Origin of the sequence: Methanosarcina sp. 2.H.T.1A.6, assembly GCF_000979455.1 — an archaeon.
Taxonomy (GTDB): domain Archaea; phylum Halobacteriota; class Methanosarcinia; order Methanosarcinales; family Methanosarcinaceae; genus Methanosarcina.
Genome location: NZ_JJOY01000015.1, coordinates 1 through 21,128, shown reverse-complemented (window position 1 = coordinate 21,128; position 21,128 = coordinate 1). Strand labels below are relative to the sequence as shown.

Genomic DNA, 21,128 nt, shown 5'->3' with positions numbered 1-21,128 from the left:
GTGATTTTTGAACGGGAGAACAGACCCTGTAATATTTCTGCAGACAGATACTGACCTGAATTTTTTATTTTATATTTTTCAGGTGTATTTTTTGAAATTATTCTCTGTTCTAATATTTTTTTCACTGTTTTCAAATTCTTTGCTCGTAAGCTTAATCTATTTTAACTTTGTTTTGTTAGAACTATGAAAAGAATCGTGATTATCGATTACGGGCTTGGAAATCTCAGAAGTGTTCAAAAAGGGCTTGAACACGTCGGGGCAAGTCCCGCAATCTCCGGGAACCCCGAGGAGATCATGGCAGCAGATGGCATTATTCTCCCTGGTGTTGGCGCTTTCGTAGATGCAATGAAGTGCCTGGTTCCTCTCAAAGGGATTATCGCGGAATTTGCAGATTCTGGGAAACCAATGCTTGGGATCTGTCTTGGACAGCAGATTCTTATGAGCTCTTCTGAAGAAGGCAAGCTGACCGACGGGCTTAACCTCATTCAGGGTAGAGTGCTTCGCTTTCCAAAGTCTGAACTGAAAGTGCCCCACATGGGCTGGAACAATATCAGGATCAAACAGGATCACCCTCTGTTTAAAGGCATTCCTGACGGTTCTTTCGTATACTTTGTACACTCTTATTATGTGGACACAGCTGCGGAAAATACCCTCGCATCATGTGAATATGGGCAGGAGTTCTCAGCTTCTGTCGTAAACTCAAAAGGCAATGTTATGGGTACCCAGTTCCACCCTGAGAAAAGTGGAGCCACAGGGCTTAAGATTCTGAAAAACTTCGTTGAAATGTGTTGAAATACATGTATCTTATAAGTGCACTTCGGTTTTTCAGCTAAACCTTTATTTCTCGTTTTTTTCGGCGGTTAAGTTTTAATTCCGGGGTATTTTATAGTATAACTCAATCCAAAGATTAATGCTTGAATTCAAAAATAATCTGCCCTGCACCTTTCAAAGCAGTGACAGATATCTGCGAGAGGATGGTTACCATGGATATAGAAGGCTATGCAAAACGGGCTCTCAGGAAGGACCCTTCAAATGAAAACGGTCTTGAGGCACAGCTTGCTTCAAGAATTCTTGAAATCAAGAACATAAACCCCGAAAGGGCTCATGAGATTGCAGATGCAGTTATTTGTGAAGCAAAAGCAACTCTTCACACGGAAGGAGAGGTATTAAGCTCCACCCTCTCAGGAGTTTCCATGGGAGAGTTCGGAGTAGGTTCGAGGGGCACAGGGGACTTTTATGTTCATTCCAAGCTAGGGGAGGTCATAGGCAAGACAGGTGCAGTAGTTGACAGCTCCCAGCTTGATGACTCAGGAGTTGTAAGAATGGGGGATGAATACCTGGTGGTTACGATTGACGGCATACATTCCCGCCTGAGTGATTTCCCATTCCTTTCGGGTTTTCATGTAGCAAGGGCAGCTCTGCGTGACGTTTATTCAATGGGGTCCCGCCCTCTTGCCATGCTTTCGGACATCCATATCGCAGACGATGGAGATGTGGCAAAAATATTCGACCACATTGCAGGAATCACTACAGTTTCAGAGCTTACTGGAATTCCCCTTGTTACCGGAAGCACTCTCCGGATAGGCGGGGATATGGTCATAGGCGACCGAATGACCGGAGGTGTCGGTGCTGTTGGTGTTACGTCTTCCCTTACCTCACGCAACAGGACAAAGGCAGGAGACCTTATCCTTATGACAGAGGGTGCAGGCGGAGGTACGATTTCTACAACTGCACTTTATTACGGAATGCATGACGTTGTGGAAGAGACCATTAACGTCCGTTTTCTTGAAGCCTGCGAAGCTCTCCTGAAGTCCGAGGTTTACAGGAAAGTCCATTCAATGACCGACGTTACCAATGGAGGAATACGCGGGGACGCACGGGAAATCTCAAAGACTGCAGAAGTAAAACTGGTCTTTGAAGAAGAAAAAATGAGAGCCCTTGTTAATCAAAAGGTGCTTTCCATGCTTGAGCTCCTTAAAATCGATTATCTCGGTGTATCTCTTGATGCCCTGCTGGTTATTGCCCCCCCGGAATATGCCGATGAGATTCTTGAAACCGTCCGGGCGGCCGGTGTCGAGATTGATATCATAGGTCATGTGGAAGAAGGAAACGGGGCTGAAATTATCGTCAATGGAGAGACCCGGGACTTTGCACCCAGGTTCAGAGAATCTGCCTATACTCCTGTCAAAAAGGTTCACGGAGAAGAGAATCCGCGAGATTTCGAGGAGATGAGAAATGCAATTGACAGGGCAGCCGAAGAAGCAATCAATAAAAAACAGAGGGTTCTTGAAAAAATAAGGGACAAAAATAAAAATTAAACCCGAAAAATTAAACCCGAAAAAAGAAACTCGAAAAAAGAAACCAGGAAAATTAAACCAGGAAAAAGAAACCCGGAAAAATAAATTCGGGAAAGTAAATTCGGGAAAATAAACGGTTAAATTTTAATAGTGTCCGAAAACCAAAAAAGGAAAAGCAGAAAAGAAAGGAAGTATTAAATTTTTCTTTTTACCAGAAGCACTTCCATCTCTTTTCCTATAATTTCAACTTCTTCTTCAGCTCCTATTTCTTCTTCGGACCTAGCTTTCCAGTACTCTCCTTTATAGCGGACAAAACCCGGGCTTTTCGGCCCTATCGGATCTATTGTCCGGGCAATATCGCCGATAATAGCTCCGATAACGGGTTTTTTCTTCCTCGTTTCGGCTACTTTATATATTGCAAAGACAAGGAAAAGCCCGAAAATGATTGTGGGAGTAACAACTGTGAAAATCAGCAGTCTCCTGAATTCCGGAGTGTAAATATTTTCCCCCCCCATCGGTACAAGGAAGATGCTTCCTATTACCAGGCAAATCAGTCCGGCAAGCCCGAAAACCCCAAATCCGGGGGACTGAATTTCAAGGATAAGAAGGCCTACTCCTACAATGATAAGGAAAAATGCTGCTATATTAATATCAAATCCTGTGCCTATCAGCCCGAGCACGATTGCAATAATCCCGAAAATTTCTGCTCCGGCTCCGGGGTTTGAAATCCCGAAGATGATCCCGTAAAGCCCTATTGTCAGGAGAAGAGAAGAAAGGACCGGGTTTGAGATAAGCCTCAGGAAGGCGAGTTGTAGGGGAGGTTCATATTCCTCTGTCCTCGCACTTTCGGTTTTCAGGGTTCTTTCTTTTACACGCTGCCCGTCGATCTGGACCAGAAGGTCAGGAATGGAAGGGGCTACGTATTCTATTACTCCGGCTTCCAGAGCTTCTTCAGCATCAAGGTTTTTGTTTTTAGTTATGACTTCTTCGGCAAAGGTTTCGTTTCTTCCGTGTTTGCTTGCAGTTGTAACTGAAAACTTGACGAGGGCATTTATGATCTTTTCATCTTCTATGGGTTTTGTTCCCTCGGCAGACATCTGCACGGGCTGCGCCGACCCAAGAACCGTAAACGGGGCCATTGCAGCAATATCGGTCCCCATAAGGATGAGGGTACCGGCTGACCAGGCTTTTCCGCTCTCGGGCACGTACCCGATCACAGGCACGCTCGCATTTTCAATGCCCTTTATAATAATCTGAGTCTCTTCCAGCCCTCCCCCGGGAGTGTCCAGGCTGATTACGAGAGCCTCGAAGTTTTCATTTTCAGCTTTTGAGATTGCGTCAGCGATCAAATTGTCAGAAGCCGGGGTGATGGCTTCAGCAATTTCAAGTACAAGCACCTTCTCCTCTGGCCCTGCACCTGCAGGAGGCGTAAAGGCGGCTATGAGGATGAAGCACAGGAATAAAAAAGAAAGGAAATGGGAAGCCCTTTCCATATGCATGTTTATCGATCCTTTCTCACGTCTTACGTTCCTTCTGACTATTCTCGTCTTTATTCCGCTTTCTTTCCGGCAATGGCCTGTGAGAGAGCTGCGATATTCGCGGTTTCAACAGTCTGGGACTGCTGTGTAACAACTATCAGATTCTTTTCCTTGGCAATCTCGGCAAGGGTCTGGAGTTCCCTGAGTTTGATGGCTACCGGGAGTCCCTGATAGAGAGTGGCAGCTTCCTTCATTTTCTGGGCGGCCTGGAATTCCCCTTCCGCAAGGATGATCCTGGCCCGCTTTTCCCTTTCAGCCTCCGCCTGTTTAGCAATTGCTCTCTTCATGCTTTCGGGCAGGGCTACATCCCGGATAGTTACTCCTGTAACCTTGATTCCCCAGGGGTCAGTATAGGCATCCAGAAGTTCCTGAATCTGCTTATTAATATTTTCTCTTTCCGAAAGCAGCTCATCAAGTTCCATCTGACCCAGCACGTCTCTAAGTGTAGTCTGGGAAAGGGTTGAAGTTGCAAACATATAGTTCTCAACCTGTGTAATTGCAGCTCCAGGCTCTACTACCTTATAGTAGACAACAGCATCCACTTCAACTGTGACATTATCTTTGGTGATGATTGCCTGTTTAGGGACATCGATTGCAACAACTCTCAAGTCTATTTTCAGTGCTTTATCAATAAAAGGGATAATAAGGAAAATACCTGGCCCCTTTACACCACTCAGGCGACCAAGCCTGAATATGACTACACGTTCGTATTCATTAACCATTTTTATAGATTGTGAGAGTATTAATATTACAACTATTAATACAGGAAGCATTAATTCACTAACAACCATAATTTTACGCCCTCCTATCAATTAATCTTAAAATTGGGCTTAATAATAAATAAGTGTTCTTTATTCTGGAAATTGTACTGAATAGTTCATGTAAGTAAACAATCTTTATTTAAAAGTTTTGTATTCTGTCGCCTATTTAAAAGATCTGTGAATCTATATAAGTCCTCACTCTGGATTTTTCATGGACCGCGGTTTTCCCGTCTTTAAGATAACAAATCTGAAAGTGACAGAAACCACCTCAAAAGCCTGAAGATTCGGGATATTTGTAGCCGCTGTGCAAAATAGCATGCTGACAAATACTTATATCTTGCATACAGAAGATATTTAACTGAAAAACAGGGGATATGCAGGAAAATAACAAGTTAGGTATGCACTGATTTTCCGGGCCGGGTGAAGGTCCTACAGTTACCAGTAGACTGAAAGACCGACAAAGAACATAATAAACGTATAGAGTTCAAAGCAAGAGTTTGAACTCCAAAAAACGAATAGATCAATAAAAAACAGGTTCGGAAGAACCACTGGTGTTGATATTTATGAGTAAGGAATGTCCAGACTGCCACGGGCGTGGCTATGAGGTAATTTCAACTGATGTCTGCCCTCTGTGTAAGGGAAAAGGCAAGTCAAAATCAGTTGATTTCATGAAAATTTCGGAAACCGAAATTGACAGTTTATTGAAAAATGGTGCAGTATGTGAGAAATGCAAAGGAAAGGGGATAATCGAAGTTACCAGATCCTGTGAAGCCTGCGAGGGACTTGGAAAGATCTATACCTGCAAAGTTTGTGGAGTAAGAATTAATGAATTACAGGATGCGGATGAAGAGATATGCAGTTCCTGTTCACGTTCCCAGCATGTTTACGCTCTGGACGAATCCTGTGACCTCAAGGATGTTGAAGCAGGAAAACTTTATCACGGCATAGTGAGCAGTATCGCCTCTTTTGGAGTCTTTGTAGACCTGAACCCTCACGTAAGAGGGCTTATGCATTCCAGCAATGTTGGGGTCCAGCCGGAAGTTAGGAGTGCTGTGATCGTCCTGGTAAAAAGTATTAAAGCCGGAGGAAAGCTGGATCTTATTCCGCAAACTCTTACAAAGTACGAAACCATTGAGCTTGAAAAAGAGCTCCCACTTAAGAGTTCAGCCGAAATAGACACCAGCATGAAAGGCAGGCTCGTCCGGATCGAAGGAGAAGTTATCCAGGTAAAACAGACCAGCGGACCTACTATTTTCACCATAGGTGATGAAGGGGGCTTTATTCCCTGTGCGGCTTTTGAGAGTGCAGGGAAGCGGTCTTACCCTCACATCGATGCAGGAATGATTGTATCGATTACCGGAGAAGTGACCCCGAGGGATGAGCAGGTCCAGATCGAAGTCATGAGCATGAAACTGCTGACCGGCGAAAAGGAAGCTGCTGTCAAGTCCAGGGTCGAGAGGGTAATTGAGGAAAAAGCAACACCTGCTGATATTCCTTTCCTGGTCGAAAGCGACATTATGGAAAAACTCAAGCCCAAAATGCTTCATGTCGCCAAAGAGATCAAAAAGGCAATATTACATTCAACACCCATTATCCTCAGACACCATGCCGACGCCGACGGAATTACTTCCGCAATTGCCATTGAGAGGGCAATTCTTCCCCTTATTACGGAAATCGGTGGGGCGGATGCGGAATACTATTTCTACAAACGTGCTCCTTCAAAGGCTCCTTTTTATGAGCTTGCCGACGTTACAAGGGATATTTCCTTTGCGCTTGAAGATTGTGCCAGGCACGGGCAGAAAATGCCTCTTGTGATCCTGGTAGACAACGGTTCAACAGAAGAGGACGTGCCCTCTATGCGGCAGGCCCAGGTCTATGGCATCGATATGCTTGTCGTTGACCACCACCACCCGGATGACATCGTTGATCAGTATCTTATAGGGCACGCAAACCCTGCTCATGTAGGAGGAGACTTCGGGGTTACTGCAGGAATGCTCTGTGCTGAAATCGCCCGTATGATCAATCCCAGTATCAGTGATGCTATAAAGCACCTTCCTGCGGTTTCGGCAGTCGGAGACCGTTCTGAGGCCCCGGAAGCGGGAAGATATATCTCTCTTGTCTCGGACCGCTATACTCTTGAAGAATTAAAAGAAATGGCTCTGGCATTGGATTACGAACAGTTCTGGCTTAAATTCAGCAGTGGAAAAGGCATTATTGACGATATCCTGGATCTGGGCGACCACAAAATCCATAAAAATCTGGTATCCCTGCTTTGCGAGCAGGCAAACACCATGATAAAAGAACAGCTTGAGATCTGTCTCTTTAACGTCAAGTCCCAGAAACTGTCGAATGGCACTATCATGAATGTGATAGATGTAGAAAACTATGCCCAGAAGTTTACATTCCCGCCACCAGGCAAGACTTCCGGAGAAGTGCATGATGTACTCACCAAAAGGAACCCGGGGAAGCCTGTGGTCACCCTGGGATACGGTCCGGATTTTGCGGTCATCCGCTCAAAAGGTCTGCTCATGAACATCCCCCGGATTGTGAGGGAGCTCAGGGAAGAGGTGAAAGGTGCCGGAGTCAGCGGCGGTGGGCATCTTGTTGTAGGCAGTATCAAGTTCGTAGAAGGGATGAGAACTGAAGTGCTCTCAAAGCTTGCAGAAAAGATTGCATCTACGGAAGTTGAGTATTAAACAGGCTTTCATAAGCCTCTTTTTACTTATCTCCCTATCCGGATTTGAATTGTATAAAGAAAATGAGAGGACTGAGCACAGCAACTGTTAAAGAGTAATAAAATAATTAAATGGTCAGTGTTTAGAATGGTCAGAAATAATCTGTCCGACCAATTCTATAAGTTAAAAAAGTGTAATTTTTTGGAAAAACCTTTCATTATGAAAGGCTTCCCATATTGTAAATGACTTTAATGTAAACGATTTATTTCTGTTTTTATCGTTATTTTTAGTCAACACGAACTATCCTTACCAGGGACTGGATAGGAACATTGGCGATTGTATCTGCACCTTTTTTGTCCACAAGAACCACCACTACTCTGGGTTTTGCGTCCATTTCCCGCAGTTGCTCAATTACTTCCATGGTTGTTGAGCCTGTCGTGATAACATCATCCACGATCACACAGTTCTTGCCTACAACGCTTCCGAAGTTCCTGCTGATTGTCCCTTTCTGGCCGGGCTGGACAACATCCTGTCCTTTACGGGAATGATAAAGGGCAAAGTCTACTCCCAGTTCGTTTGCCATCATGCTTGCCAGGGGGATACCGCTGGCTGCAACACCAACTACCACATCCACTTCAGCGTTTGTCTTTTCGAGAGTCTCAAGCACCATGTCGCAGAGTGCAAGTGAGATGTGGTGAAGCCGTGTAGCGCTCTTTCCTATGCTGCTCCAGTTTACAGATATGTCTTTTGGAGCGGGGACTGCTCCTTCTTTTTTTGAGCGGGTTAAAAGCCATGTAACTGTTTCTCTTGAAACGTTAAGTTCATCGGCAATCTGGCCGGTTACAAGTCCATTGTTCTGCAGTTCTACAGCTTTCTGAATCAGATCTTCTATGTTCTTCATGCCTCCATTCCCACCTGATATTTTTTTGTCTGGCGGTATTTCCGGCCGATTTTTGCAGCTATTCTTACGATGCTGCCTGGAATTACTGCCTGAAAAATTATAATTCAAGTATATTTTTTCTCAGTTAAAGACATTATTACACTATCAAGCGTTATATCTTTTTCTTCAGCTTTCCTGAGATCTTTTTCCTGAAAGTCTTGTTTTTCTCTTTTTCTTCATGGGTGAACCGCAAATCGGGCATTCGTCCCCTTTCTCGAAGGTTTTTTTACAACCCGTACACTGCTTTTGCCAGATAATGATGTCCCTTATCTTTTTCTGGGCTATTGGTTTAACCTGAATCCCAAGCTGCACGGCAACATTCTGAACTGCATAATCATCTGTGAGCAGTATTGCCCTATCCCTGTGTTCAAGGGCTTTTGCAAGAATTTCCAGGTCAGTTTTTGAAAGCTCTTCCGAGTCCCGGGTCTGTTCAGCTTTTTTCCTAACTTCTTTTACCATTTCCGGTTCTGGCCATTCGACTCTTAGCCCTCCCTCTTTTGCAAGATCAAAACGGAGCACTGACTCCTTGCTTTTTAACTCGTCCGCAACCGAAGGGACGGTGATAAGCAGCGAACTGTCCACGCTGCAGTTTCCCATTATAAATACTGCTGAATCTGCTATGTAAGAGGTCATTTTATATCTCTTTGGCATGAAAGTACTGTGATTTGAAAAGTACTTTTATTTCTTTTTGCCTGTAATCTGAAGAATTTCATGTTTGTTTTCTCTTTTAGTATATAATCCATTGTCTCCCGAGTTTCGCTTCGGGATCACAGGAAATCGGAGATTTTCTGGGAGTTGCACTGTAAGTGCAACAGCACGAGGTCCGTTTCAGCAGAGTTACGGCTCTGCAGTACGCTGCCCTTTTCGCTGTGCTCAAGAGGGCTAATCTATGGGTTTTAGTAGTGAGCTTCGCTCGCTCAAGCGGACTAACTATGGTTTTTAATTGATTTTATAGTACAAAGTGAGCGTTTTGTGACAGATTTTACATGTATTTTCGTGATGGCAGAACCTTGAATGATCAGGTGCAAAATTTACGTTTGAGATTAAAAAGGTTGGTTCGGTTAACAGAGAAAAATTCGTGATGGGATCAGTTACTGAAAGCAGAAGTAGAAACAGAAACAGAAGTAGAAGAACGGTTTTCAAATATGATATAACAAACAGATTGTGTCTGTTATGTCATATCTGATAAATGGCTCACCCCACTATCAATTAAGGGCTTGAGAGCATGGAGGAATTTACATCTGAAGTAAATATGCAGGTTTTTGTTTTATTTAGGGCAGATAATCTTGAGGCCGGCAATGACATCTGGCAGAAGTTCAATTGGGATACCCATTGTCATTTCTTCGTCTGTGATTTCGGTGTAAGCTCTGCTGCCGCTGCAGCCTACTGTAACTTCAATTTTGCCTTCTTTGTATGTCTGCACCACACCATCGGAACAAAGGCTTTGTTTCCCTGCGAAACTGGTTTCAAGTCTGCCTCCGTTTTTGTACATATAAGCTTGAGTTAGTAACATTATTTGCTTTGGATTGCAAATGACAAGTACAACATCCGGCATGAATGTGGTTTTTTCCAGGGGGGCGTACAGGACAGCTTCTGTAGAGTTAGGGGCAAGGGTCGGTACCATATCAATAGTACGCTTTGCAGCCTCCTGGGTACTGAACTGTTTTAAGCCCTTATAATAGAATTCTCCACTTGCTACTTTAGGAGGCAGTGCTCCAAGACCCATGGCACCTGCTCCACCTTTGCAAGCCTGGTCCTCTCCCAGAGTATAAAATTCCTCTCCGGTCCTTCTCACTCTGTCAACGAGCTGGCAGTGTCTCATAGCCTCATTTACTTTTTCGATTCCCTCCGGAATTTTTTCTCCCTTTGGAACCAGTTTCACTGCAACTGGAGAAGTCTTGAGTTTAAGGCATTCAAGCATTTCCTGTCCATAATTGTTGATTTCCTTTAAATCCATGTTTATCACTCCGGGTATGAATCTATATTAATTTTAAGTTGAAGAGACAAAAAAATTAAATCTATATTTTATATGCACATGGTTGATAAGTTGTGATTAAATTATACACAACCATATTCAATATAAGTATTCTTAAGTTTTGATTTAGAGAGGCGTTTTCTCGCAGTACTCTTAATATTTTGGGGAGTTTTGTTAATTTCAACTTCCCGCCTCAGACAGAAAATAAAGATTTATAATCATCAGGATTTGGTTTTCATAATTATATTGAGTTATCACCTTGTTTTTTGAGGCAAAAATTCTAACTTTTAAATCTGAATGAGTATAATTAAGAACTAATCAGCCTGGGAAAAACAACATCAATAGCCATCGTTATTAAGATTCAATAGGCAAATTTATGAAAATTGATTTTATTTGATTGTTGGCTATTGATTACGTTTTTTCAATTCTCATGGTGAATAATCAGATATATCGGTTTCATCAAAATCGATATCAATCAACTGATTTTTGTAGGCTGAATAGTTACTAATTAAGAACTAATCATTCGAGTTTGTCAAAAATTAGCTCCATTTTTCCCATTTCCCGGGCAAGGTTTTTAGACATAAGGCCGTTTTCGAGCCAGCAGGCATTCATTACTGCTGCCGGGACAAGGCATGTGGGAGTAAGAGGAGCTTCAGCCATTTTCTGGGCAAGCAAGGTCTCAGAACCGCCCATAAGGTCTTTCATGCTCATATCGAACTGTGTGCCCCATTTCCGGAGTTTTTCGCAGGTGGTTTTGATATGCACATGGGTGGTTTTGCCTTCTTTTGTAGCAATAACTTTTGTTGTATGTCCGCATATGGTATTGAGTGAAATTTCAGTAACCATTGTTTATTCTCCTGTAATCTGCATAGTCGTCCGGAGTCGGAAGGGTTTTCAATGCACTATTATATGAGATATGAGATTTTCCTTCATATGAGATATGAGATTTTCCTTCTGGCCTGTACCTGAATCTCTTCTACTCTTTCTTTTGTATTTAATTCAGCATATATATGTTTCTGTGGCCAATTTTTGTGCCTCTTTTTAGACCGGTAACTTTATGGTCTTCGAATACCACGTTTTCAGCCACAGTTACCCGTATGCAGGTGCTGCCCGGAAGTTAAGGTTTTTCAGGCGACATGATCGCAAAGTTCTTATACGATTCTATTCGTATTGCTAAGTCCATAGCAAATATGCTAATTATAGCATTCCTGTTAATACATTAATATATTAGCAGAGCAATTAAGCTACTGATAGGTATGCTTATGCCCTGAAAAAGGATCACTAGATCAGGATTACAGGATATTTACGATATGGATCACTTAAGGTTCCATTAAAAACCAGCTTAAGTAATACTAAAAATAACGTTAAGTACAAATCTTGACTTAAATTTCAATACAATAACGAGGTTTTAATAATGAGATGGCAAGGCAGCTCCAGAAGAAAAGTTACCGGTGGAAAGGTTAATGCCGCCCGCGGAAAGCGCAAGTTTGAAATGGGCCGCGAATCTGCAGATACCCGTATCAGCGATGTAAAAAGAAAGAACATTCACACTATGGGCGGCAACAGGAAAGTAAGGCTTCTCCAGTCAAACGTTGCAAACGTGACCAATCCTAAAGACGGAAAGACAGTTACTGCACCCATTGAGACTGTAATTGAAAACACTGCAAACAAGCACTATGTCAGGCGTAACATTCTGACAAAAGGATCCGTTATAAGGACTCCTATGGGCACTGCTAGAGTTACAAGCAGACCCGGACAGGATGGAGTTGTAAACGCTGTATTAATTGAATAAATTGAATAATTGAAAGAGAGCCCTGACCCCATACCTGGGGTTCTGTGCCAATTTCCCTAAACTTTGTGCCGGTGGTCAACATGGACGAAATGATTCGACATATATTGGAAATTCTTGAAAATGATGCCCGAGCAAGTTCGGAAGAAATCGCAGCCCTGACAGGAATGTCTGCACAGGAAATTTCCCAGACGATCGCAAAGCTTGAAGAAACAGGAGTTATCCGGCACTACAAGACCATAGTTGATTGGGACCTGGTTGGGGAAAACTACGTTTACGCCGTAATTGAGTTGAAAGTTACTCTCGAGCGTAACCAGGGCTATCAGGCAATTGCAGAAAGGATCTATAAGTTTCCGGAAGTAAGGTCTGTCAGGCTTCTGTCCGGGGACTATGACATCTCCCTTACCGTCCGGGGGAAGTCAATGAAGGATGTGGCTTTTTTTGTGGCAGAAAAAATCGCCACCCTTGACCAGGTCCAGAGCACGTCTACTCATTTCGTGCTGAAGACCTATAAAGAAGACGGGGTAATCCTCCACGAACCAGAGTTAATAAAGAGGCTCCCCGTATCGATATAAAGAGGATATCGCTTAAGACCTGATCCACCTTATCCCATTTTATATTCTACCAAACTCATAAATTTTTTTAAAGGGGTGTTTGCTTGAGACCTCCATGCGATCCTTCAAAATTCGTTGCGGAAGCTGTAAAAAGTATCCCTCCATCAGGAATACGCCGTTTTTTTGACCTGGTTTCCGGACTTGAGGATATAATTTCCCTTGGTGTAGGAGAGCCTGATTTCATCACTCCCTGGCACATTCGTGAGATGTGCATCCACTCTCTCGAAAAAGGGCAGACTTCATATACCTCAAACTCCGGACTTCCGGAACTCAGAGACGAACTTACAAGAACCTATTACAGGCGCTATGGCCTGGACTATGATCCGGCGTCCGAAATCCTGATTACCACAGGAGTAAGCGAAGCTCTTGATATAGCAATCAGGGCCGTGGTCAATCCCGGAGATGAGGTAATTGTGGTTCAGCCCTCCTATGTGGCATACGTCCCTTCAGTGATTCTGGCAGGGGGCAAACCTGTCATTGTTTCTACTCACAGGGACGATGATTTCAGCCTTACTGCAGAAGCCCTGAAACCTGCAATCACCAGTAAAACCAAGGCAATCGTCCTCAACTTCCCCAACAATCCTACAGGCGCAATTATGGAACAGGAAGGAATGGAGGATATCGCTGATCTTGTTGTTGAAAACGATTTATTTGTAATCTCAGACGAGGTTTATGAATGCCTGACTTATGAAGGCACCCATGTTCCGTTCTCGTCTCTTGAAGGTATGAAGGATCGGACTGTCATGCTGAACGGGTTTTCCAAGGCTTATGCAATGACAGGGCTCAGACTCGGCTTTGCAATGGGAGCTCCGGATATAATCCATTCAATGATGATGATCCACCAGTACTCCATGCTATGTGCCCCCATAACTGCTCAGGTAGGAGCAATCGAAGCCCTTCGCAATGGAAAAGGGGAAATGGAGCGGATGGTCCGGGAATATGACCGGCGCAGGCACTTTATCGTAAAAGGCTTTAACAGCATAGGGCTTGAGTGCTTCAACCCGAAAGGCGCTTTTTATGCATTCCCCTATATCGGAGATACAGGCCTTTCCTCTTCTGATTTTGCAGAACGTCTCCTGAATGAAAAGAGGGTTGTTACAATTCCCGGAGATGTGTTTGGGGAAGCAGGTGAAGGATTCCTGCGGTGCGCTTATGCAGCATCTCTGGATGACCTTAGAAAAGCAATTGAGAGAATGGGAGATTTCGTAGACGGATTAAAACAATGAATTCGGCCGAAGCTTTATTCGGTCTACTTTTACATTCTCATTTTATTTTTGTGATACTTTAATTTTTGTGATACTTTAATTTTTGTGATACTTTAATTTTTGTGATACTTTAATTTTTGTGATGCTTTTACATCTATATTTTTTTACTTTTAAATTTCCTTGCTTCAATATTTTTACTTTAATTTTTTACTTTGATCTCTTTTTTAGATTCAGCTTTCTTCATCGTCCAACCGCATGATAAGAGCGCGTACTTTATCATCCATTTTGTCAATCAGTTCATTCATCTGGTTGTACCATTCGTCAACGTTTTTCTTTACCATCTGTTTCATTTCCTGGGGCTCGATGGCTACATATTCGTAGTAGTATCCCCCACTATCGATGGATCGTGTTTCCCTGTAAACAATTCCACAAGCTATAAGGTTCTGCAGGGAACGGTATGCAGTGCTTCTTTCCCTGCTGAGTATCTCTCCTAATTTTTCTGCTGTAAGAGGACCATGCGTAAGCAGAGCCTTATATGTGTCGATGTCAAGGGACTTCAGACCGAGTACACATTGTACCATGTCCTCGCATCTGAAGCTTGCTCTGATCATCTCATGAATAGAATTAACCATAAAATCACTATTTGAGGGCAGTTTGCCATATTGTTTTTTAAAAGTTATATTGAGCTCTTTGAGGATACCGGCAAGCACATTCAATTATATAAGGTAGATTGAGGATGCTCGTGAACTACCCCTGGGCTAAAGACTGGGGGCTTCATAATTCATAGACTACCTTCCGGAGTATCCAAAGGCGTTAATTCGGGCAGTCCCTGCCCTACCATGTCCCGCTCTGCCGCCTGAGTCGGCTTTACAGGGTTTCAAGCTAGAGACGGTGTATTTTCCAGGACCTGATGAGCCTGAAGGTTAACATATATTGCATTGGCCACTTGATTCTCGTAACCATTGCTTAATAGTATATTGGTTTCGATGTATATCAAGTCAAAGGATAACGAAACGAATATTGAAGAAGGTGACGCTTAGATCTTCCAGACTAAAGACCTGGGGGTTTTACGCTTCTTCTTATAAAATAGAAAAACTTGTGCCGACCTCCAAATTTACCTTTTAAAAGCATAATCCCCAATCGTGTTAAGTATCATTATGTGTTATTTAGCTACCAATATTGGTGAATATATTTATAAACTTATTTATATCACTTAAATTTTATTATAGTTATCCGGTAATATTTGCTAAATATTCCATTAGAGTTTTTCAGACTGTTTTCATAAAAACGTACATGAAATTCTTCGAATAATAGGCACAAACAAATCACAGTACTTTTCAAATCACAGTACTTTCATGCCAAATAATAGATCCGGAATAATAGATCCGGAATAACAGATCTGGAATAATAAATCCGGAATAATAAATTAGGGATAATAAATCCGGAGTGATTCTGGTTAGTTAATTATATATATAATTTCCTGACTCAATAAGCTCTGAGGTCTTATGAAGCCCATTATCCCTGAAGATGAACGTTCCGAAGAACCTCTTGATACTGAGAGAATAATTTACCATCCTGACATGATAAAAGCCAATGACTGGGTTCTCACTGAGTATGAAGCTCCTTTCAGGGAATTATGTATTTTTGTTCCCTGCGCCAAGAGAAAGCCTTACCACGAAAGCCCATCCCATAAAAAATTCGACAGGATAATTTTTGGGATTGCAAAGCCCGAGGATGTACACATAGTAACCTTCGGAACCTGCGGGATTGCTCCAAGGGAACTTGATACTCAATACCCTTTTATGAACTACACTTTCATGATGGGCAAATGCAATGTGACAAAGATCAAGAGAGACTTCATAAAAATAGAAAGTGAAAGGATTGCCGCTTATCTTGAAAAGACGAGGGCAAACTACAAGCACAGGATAGCGTACTGTATCGGAGATTTTCGGACTGCAATGGAAAAAGCCCTGGAAATGGTTGACATAAAAGTGGATATTGTCCCGAGGGAATCCACAATTCAGAGGATGATCCAGCCCGATAAATCCTTCATTTACAACAGCCTCTCATCTAAAGAGTACCTGCAGGATTTTTCCGACGCGATAACGACGGCCTTAAAACTCCCCGCGAGGGAGGTTGGTCTCCGGGAAGACCTGTCGGTTGACGACACAGATTGGTACGTCCTGTGAACTATCCCCCTGGTAAGTCCTGTGAACTCCCCCACATGTCGCTTCGCTCCAAGGAAGGGGACTTCCCGCCTTATTGTTAAAGCTGTCCTGCAGTAAGTATGCCTGCAGGCCATATCTCTTTTTAGTCCTTAATGGGGTATAAGCTCCACTCCGAAAGGAACTCAAGCCTTTTTCGTCAGGTCTTCCAGGTGTTTTTATGCTTGAAAGACAGAGGGGTGTCTTCTCTGCTTTTTATTCACTGAAAGCTTAGAACTTCGATACGAATGTCCTTGCCTGCCAGAGGGCAATGACCGCCAGGATGAGGATCAGGACCATCCACATGGTGTCTGCTCCCGGGATAATGGAGTTTACCCAGTAAGCATTGTAAGCTTCCATAGCAGCTGCCGTTTGTACCATCTTTTTCCCCCGTACCTTTTTAGACATACCTGAGACAGGCATCCGAGCCCCGGACTTTTCCGAAGTCGGTGATCATGTATTTGTGAAGCAGGAAATCTTTTTTGTAAATTCCCTCCTCATCGACCTTCTGTTCCACATCTTTCAACATCCCACCGGACGCCAGTTCAAGAATGTCGAAATTGATGCTGTCCCTGTGGAAATTACCCTTCATGCCGTACTCTTCCTGGATTTTTGAAACTATTTCGTAGTTCCAGTGTGCTTCTCCATCAAGGAATAGCTCCAGGATCCTGAACTTTATAGGCCGGTTCTTGCCCACTTTCACTCACCTCTCAGGGTTTCAAGTGCGCTTGTTTCTTCCGTAAACATGACGAAGCTACCAATAACACAGAGGGTACCTCCGACAATGATGGTCCACTGTGGGACATCTCCAAAGAAGAGGAATATGAAGATAATAGCACACAGTCCGTAGAGGTTTCCTATCCCCTGGCCTCTTCCGACACCTATCAGCGGGAAAGACTTGTACCAGCAGACGTAACAGAACCCGAAGGTGATTCCAGCAAAAATCAGGACCAACAGCGTCAGAGGTTCAAATGCCTGGAGCGCAAAGGAATACATCGGGTAGCCAACGATTGCCAGGATCGGCACGATAATGATCCACCAGATGATGTTTTCTCCAAGGAACCGAAGGGTAAGCCCCACATCAGGCTCGGAAATATCAAGCCCTTTGCCTGCAATTGCACCTTCTATTCCCCAGCCTGCAGCAGCCATCAACCCTCCCAGGTATCCAATCCAGGGGACGCTTCCTGCAGCAAGCTCGGTTATAACCCCGCCGCCAAAGATTGTGATTCCACCAAGAATAATGATTACAATTCCGGTTGCTGCTCTCTTACTGATCTTTTCCCCATACCAGTAATAAGCAAGCACCGAGCCGATCACAGGATAGAGAAGGGCAGCAACGGCTGCGAATGCTCCGCCAATAAAGCCCATGGCCATAAAGGAACCAAGAATTGCTATGGGCCCCCCGAAGATTGAGGCCAGGAAGAACCATTTGGAACAAGGGTGAAATTCCTTAAGTGTCCGGCCCAGTTCTCCGAATTTTCCAAGCACCCCATTCCAGAGCATGAGGGCCAGCATAACTGTAAGCGCATTAAATGCGGTAATCAGAGCCGCTGTTACAACCAGGGACACTGCATCTCCACTGGTACCGGCAATGACCCCATACATTTCATCAAAAGGGTTCAGTACCCACACAACAGTTCCCGGCAGGTACCAGATACCCCAGAACACAGCACAAAAAAGGGCCCACATGTACCCTTTACTGATTTTTCGTTTGCTTTCCTGCGCTTTCAAAGCTTTCAGATCCATACCAACTCCCCCCTTTTGTAAGAGTTATTGGGCAGGTGTACCGGGGGCCCGGCCTGTATAGCCTTCCTGGGACTCCCGGAACTGCCTGCTCTTCTGATTATCAGCGCTTCAGGGCTGCCTTTACCTTGGTAACGGCATCTGTTGCACTTTCTCCGTAGATGTTTGCCCCAATCTTGTCAGCCCAGTCCTGGGTAACCGGAGCTCCTCCGACCATGGTCTTGACCTTATCACGGACGCCTGCTTCTTTGAGCTGCTCCTCAATCTGGATCTGGTTGACCATGGTGGTGGTCATAAGGGCGGAACTTGCAACAATGTCAGGCTTGAGTTCCTTTGCCTTTTCAACGAAGGTCTTGATGGGCACGTCTCTTCCGAGGTCTACCACTTCAAAACCTGCAATGTTGAGCATGGAGGCAACGATGTCCTTTCCGATGGAGTGGATGTCCCCTTCGATGGTCCCGATGACTACGGTCCCGAGCTTTGTAGTCTGGGATTTCCGCTTCTCCATCTCGGGTGTCAGAACGTCGACTCCTGCTTTCATTGCTTCTGCGGCTGCAAGCACATGGGGCAGGAAAAGAGTCCCCTGCTCGAACTGTTCGCCTACGTACAGCATGCCTGCGGTATAGCCGTGTTCGATGATTTCTACCGGGTCGACCCCGGCGGCAAGGGATTCATTTGCTGCTTCAGCTGCCATATCTTCATCAAACTCGGTGATAGAAGCTTTTGCTTTTGCTATAATCTCTTCTTTGCTTGCCATTTTTATCCCTCCCTGAAGGCTCTGTCAGCCTTGTCGACAACTGCTTTCATGGCCTTGAGGATGTCTGCATCGATTGGTTTTACTTCGTGGTGCTTGAGGACATCCATCACCTTTTCGTTTGCTGCGGACGCAAGGTCCTTGGAACCGGCTGCTGCCCAATCTCCGAACATGCGCCTGTCGATGAGCATGGGGTCGGAGGGGTAGTCTACAAGCATCCTCGTCTGCTTAAGGGCCAGGAAGTTGTTTCCGATTCCTACCTTCTGAATGGATTCGACTGCAAGGGTTTCGGTAGAAACTGGAATTCCCTGCATCGCTTTCTTTGTCATTTTGATGATGTCGTTGTCGATGACCAGTTGTTCCATGGAGAAGGTCATTCCTAGCTCAAGCATCCCGGCGCCGTAGAGGGTGTTAGCCCCTGCGAGGGCGGGAAGGAGGCAGGTCATGGTCTTCTCGTGTCCAGCCTGGTCGTCCGGGATCTTTGCATCAGACTAGGTGCCTGCCACGAATGCGGGGAGGCCATAGAACTGGGCGAGCTTTGCGACAGATGCGCTGATCAGGCCGAGTTCGGGAGATCCGACGGGCGCAGTACCCTTCTTCAGGTCGAAGGTGGTGGTGGAACTTCCGTACCAGACTTTGGTTCCGGGCACTGTGAGCTGGGCGAGGGTTATACCGGAGAGGACTTCTGCGTTGTGTGTCACGAGGGTTCCTGCAAGGTAAACAGGAGCAGAACCACCGGACATCGCCATACTCAGGACGTTTACGGGGATACCGAGGCGGGCACCCTTGATGATGACCTGGCAGGCGTTGACACTGAGCTCAAGCGGGCTGGTCGGACAGAGCAGCATGGAGAAGATCGGTTTTTTCCTTGCTTCTTCTTCGTTGCCGCCGTAGTAGGCTTTTGCAATGTCCCAGTAGTATTCGACGTTTTCTCCGACAGGGTCGATGTGGTGGAAGTGCTTTGCAGTGTTCGTAAGCGGGGTGAAGGTCTCATGGACGTCCTGGGCGCCTTTTCCGGCCCAGTCCCTGGCAGACACCGGGAGGGAGTAGTAGTCAATGTTTTCGGCCCAGTCACAGAGCTTTGCAATGTCTGCAATGTCCTGCTCTACCGAATCCACTGTGACGTACTTTCCGTCCTTGTACCTGCACATCTTGACCCCTGTCCCGAAACAGGTCCAGTGCACCTTACCCCCTGACTCCTGTACGGTATTGTACTTCTTGTCGCGTCCCCAGAGCACAAACCTCGAGGGAGCGAGCTGAAGGGCTCTTCTTACAAGATATTCGGGGATCTTTACGATCTGAGTCTTTTCGTCAACTTCACAGCCGTTTTCCTTGAAGATCTTCCTTGCCTCGGCATCCGAAACCTGGATTCCTGGGTTCATCAGGACTTCCATTGTAGCGTAGTGGATAGCCTTTAACTCATCATTGGTGAAAAGGCTCAGTCTCACGCCCTCAAGGTAATCAAATCCTGCAAATGCATTACATTGTGCCATTTTCTTTCTCCTTTATTTTCGAATTTGTTCACTTTACTTCCATTTGCCTTTCATCTGCAATAGGGGAAAATCCACGTTTTTCCCATGGGTAGGACTTCAACGGACTGTGAAGAGAGAATAAATTTTATTTTACAGGGGAAGGGTTGAAAACCTTCTTTAAAATCCCTGTTTGAGAAAACCTGTTAGCTTACGGCTACAGGCCTCTAAAAAAAGGAAAACTCGGTGTCCTCCCGCTCCCTTCTTTGAAAACCCTGTCTATAGTCTCCACTATCCGCTTTCCCGTAACTTTTCGAAAAGACCGCCGTTTCGTCCCTGTGTGACTGCAGGGAAAAAACCGCGCCACATTTTGGCAAAGTCCTGTACCCTTTCCGGATTAAGCCCCCCTTGGCTTCAATTATTTCCGGATTAATTTATACTACTCTGTCGATTTTATTTTATAAATCCGTCTATATATAAGTTCCTGAAAACTTTTAATTTGATTTTTCGATAGAGCTCATCTTTCGCGTTTACCTTCCGGTCTGTTTTCTAAAGAGATCGCAGGAGTTGATCTTGACACCGAGCAGCTTTTCAATGTTCATCTTTGCAGCAATGCCCTTTGCAGCTCCTGGTACGGAGGTGATAACGCCAATATCAAGCTCTTCACGCAGTTCCCTCATGATATGTTCGTCTGAGAGGTCCATTGTGCCAACTTTAAGCTTCTTTGCCACGTACTCTTTTGCGTCTTTTATCCTCATGTTCTTTGAGAATTCCATCCTTGCTACAAGGTCCCCGGCTGCTCTCATCCCGGTCATCCCGGAAGCCATTATGTGGGAAATCGGCATCCCCAGCGGGTCGCCGACCCCTACCTATATGCCGTCGACGCCAGCAATTTCGACCATTGCCTTGCTTGCCCTTGTAACGGCATCTACCGGAGGAGTCTCAAGCATAGGAATTCCGCCGACACCCATACCCATGTCAACGTGGCAGGGGATAGTGGAGACTGCAACAGCTGCCTTCATGAAGGTGACAGCCCTTGCAAGGTTCCAGGCAGAGGTCTGGCTAGTGTTGGTGTTGCACACTGGACCGAAGACGTTTGCGCCTGCCTTTGCGATCAGGGGTGCCTGCTGGTGTGGCCAGAGGCCTGCGAGGGTTGTACCGTCG

Annotated in this window: 18 protein-coding genes and 2 pseudogenes; 7 read left to right on the top strand and 13 right to left on the bottom strand. The window is 44.8% G+C overall.

Features of this window, described 5'->3' with window-relative positions:
- Positions 1 to 183: 183 nt before the first annotated feature.
- Positions 184 to 792 (top strand): imidazole glycerol phosphate synthase subunit HisH, encoded by a 609-nt coding sequence (hisH, locus tag EO98_RS04265; RefSeq protein ID WP_048132109.1) that lies wholly within the window; start codon positions 184 to 186, stop codon positions 790 to 792.
- A 191-nt stretch (positions 793 to 983) separates the two neighbouring features.
- On the top strand, positions 984 to 2,318 hold the full coding sequence (locus EO98_RS04260; protein WP_048142880.1) for an AIR synthase-related protein: 1,335 nt from the start codon (positions 984 to 986) through the stop codon (positions 2,316 to 2,318).
- Between the two features lie 173 nt (positions 2,319 to 2,491).
- Here the strand turns inward: EO98_RS04260 and EO98_RS04255 are convergent, their stop codons facing one another.
- Together EO98_RS04255 and EO98_RS04250 are read right to left on the bottom strand one after the other, a co-directional pair.
- Positions 2,492 to 3,796 carry a nodulation protein NfeD gene (locus tag EO98_RS04255; RefSeq protein ID WP_048142855.1) on the bottom strand — a complete coding sequence of 435 codons (1,305 nt, stop codon included), beginning with the start codon at positions 3,794 to 3,796 and terminating at the stop codon, positions 2,492 to 2,494.
- Between the two features lie 50 nt (positions 3,797 to 3,846).
- Entirely contained in the window at positions 3,847 to 4,626 is a 780-nt protein-coding gene (locus EO98_RS04250; RefSeq protein WP_048132108.1) for a slipin family protein, read from the bottom strand.
- 533 nt (positions 4,627 to 5,159) lie between these two features.
- On the opposite strand from EO98_RS04250, the gene EO98_RS04245 reads away from it, so the two are divergent.
- Entirely contained in the window at positions 5,160 to 7,292 is a 2,133-nt protein-coding gene (locus EO98_RS04245; protein WP_048142853.1) for a DHH family phosphoesterase, read from the top strand.
- Between the two features lie 265 nt (positions 7,293 to 7,557).
- Here the strand turns inward: EO98_RS04245 and EO98_RS04240 are convergent, their stop codons facing one another.
- From EO98_RS04240 to EO98_RS04225, 4 genes are all read right to left on the bottom strand, one after another.
- Complete coding sequence (locus EO98_RS04240) at positions 7,558 to 8,172, bottom strand: orotate phosphoribosyltransferase-like protein (RefSeq protein WP_048132105.1); 615 nt, start codon at positions 8,170 to 8,172, stop codon at positions 7,558 to 7,560.
- A gap of 165 nt (positions 8,173 to 8,337) precedes the next feature.
- Entirely contained in the window at positions 8,338 to 8,844 is a 507-nt protein-coding gene (locus tag EO98_RS04235) for an NOB1 family endonuclease (RefSeq protein WP_048142851.1), read from the bottom strand.
- A gap of 634 nt (positions 8,845 to 9,478) precedes the next feature.
- The gene (locus EO98_RS04230; RefSeq protein WP_048142849.1) at positions 9,479 to 10,168 is read right to left on the bottom strand and encodes a DUF169 domain-containing protein; all 690 of its coding nucleotides are present in this window, start codon (positions 10,166 to 10,168) and stop codon (positions 9,479 to 9,481) included.
- 537 nt (positions 10,169 to 10,705) lie between these two features.
- The gene (locus tag EO98_RS04225) at positions 10,706 to 11,032 is read right to left on the bottom strand and encodes a DUF6951 family protein (RefSeq protein ID WP_048142847.1); all 327 of its coding nucleotides are present in this window, start codon (positions 11,030 to 11,032) and stop codon (positions 10,706 to 10,708) included.
- A gap of 568 nt (positions 11,033 to 11,600) precedes the next feature.
- Between EO98_RS04225 and EO98_RS04220 the strand changes: the two genes are divergently transcribed.
- The 3 genes from EO98_RS04220 (at position 11,601) to EO98_RS04210 (ending at position 13,815) form a co-directional block, all read left to right on the top strand.
- On the top strand, positions 11,601 to 11,978 hold the full coding sequence (locus EO98_RS04220; protein WP_048132537.1) for a 30S ribosomal protein S8e: 378 nt from the start codon (positions 11,601 to 11,603) through the stop codon (positions 11,976 to 11,978).
- 80 nt (positions 11,979 to 12,058) lie between these two features.
- Positions 12,059 to 12,550, top strand: a complete 492-nt coding sequence (locus EO98_RS04215; protein WP_048142845.1) for an Lrp/AsnC family transcriptional regulator — start codon at positions 12,059 to 12,061, stop codon at positions 12,548 to 12,550.
- A gap of 83 nt (positions 12,551 to 12,633) precedes the next feature.
- Positions 12,634 to 13,815, top strand: coding sequence for an aminotransferase class I/II-fold pyridoxal phosphate-dependent enzyme (locus EO98_RS04210; protein ID WP_048142844.1), 1,182 nt, complete (start codon positions 12,634 to 12,636; stop codon positions 13,813 to 13,815).
- Positions 13,816 to 14,024: 209 nt separating this feature from the next.
- On the opposite strand, the gene EO98_RS04205 is transcribed toward EO98_RS04210, so the two are convergent.
- On the bottom strand, positions 14,025 to 14,426 hold the full coding sequence (locus tag EO98_RS04205; RefSeq protein ID WP_048132544.1) for a helix-turn-helix domain-containing protein: 402 nt from the start codon (positions 14,424 to 14,426) through the stop codon (positions 14,025 to 14,027).
- 873 nt (positions 14,427 to 15,299) lie between these two features.
- On the opposite strand from EO98_RS04205, the gene EO98_RS04200 reads away from it, so the two are divergent.
- On the top strand, positions 15,300 to 15,983 hold the full coding sequence (locus tag EO98_RS04200; protein ID WP_048142842.1) for a DUF5591 domain-containing protein: 684 nt from the start codon (positions 15,300 to 15,302) through the stop codon (positions 15,981 to 15,983).
- Between the two features lie 246 nt (positions 15,984 to 16,229).
- Here EO98_RS04200 and EO98_RS18825 read toward each other — a convergent pair whose 3' ends face one another.
- From EO98_RS18825 to mtbB, 6 genes and pseudogenes are all read right to left on the bottom strand, one after another.
- Positions 16,230 to 16,379, bottom strand: coding sequence for a hypothetical protein (locus EO98_RS18825; protein WP_200894995.1), 150 nt, complete (start codon positions 16,377 to 16,379; stop codon positions 16,230 to 16,232).
- A gap of 19 nt (positions 16,380 to 16,398) precedes the next feature.
- The gene (locus EO98_RS04195) at positions 16,399 to 16,695 is read right to left on the bottom strand and encodes a hypothetical protein (protein ID WP_048142841.1); all 297 of its coding nucleotides are present in this window, start codon (positions 16,693 to 16,695) and stop codon (positions 16,399 to 16,401) included.
- A gap of 2 nt (positions 16,696 to 16,697) precedes the next feature.
- Positions 16,698 to 17,744: a DMT family transporter gene (locus EO98_RS04190; RefSeq protein WP_048142839.1), complete on the bottom strand. Its 1,047-nt coding sequence runs from the start codon at positions 17,742 to 17,744 to the stop codon at positions 16,698 to 16,700.
- Positions 17,745 to 17,844: 100 nt separating this feature from the next.
- Positions 17,845 to 18,498 carry a B12-binding domain-containing protein gene (locus EO98_RS04185; protein WP_048132529.1) on the bottom strand — a complete coding sequence of 218 codons (654 nt, stop codon included), beginning with the start codon at positions 18,496 to 18,498 and terminating at the stop codon, positions 17,845 to 17,847.
- 2 nt (positions 18,499 to 18,500) lie between these two features.
- A pseudogene (gene mttB / locus EO98_RS04175) lies at positions 18,501 to 19,988 on the bottom strand ([trimethylamine--corrinoid protein] Co-methyltransferase).
- A gap of 506 nt (positions 19,989 to 20,494) precedes the next feature.
- Positions 20,495 to 21,128: pseudogene (gene mtbB, locus EO98_RS18220) on the bottom strand ([dimethylamine--corrinoid protein] Co-methyltransferase); the annotation flags it as partial.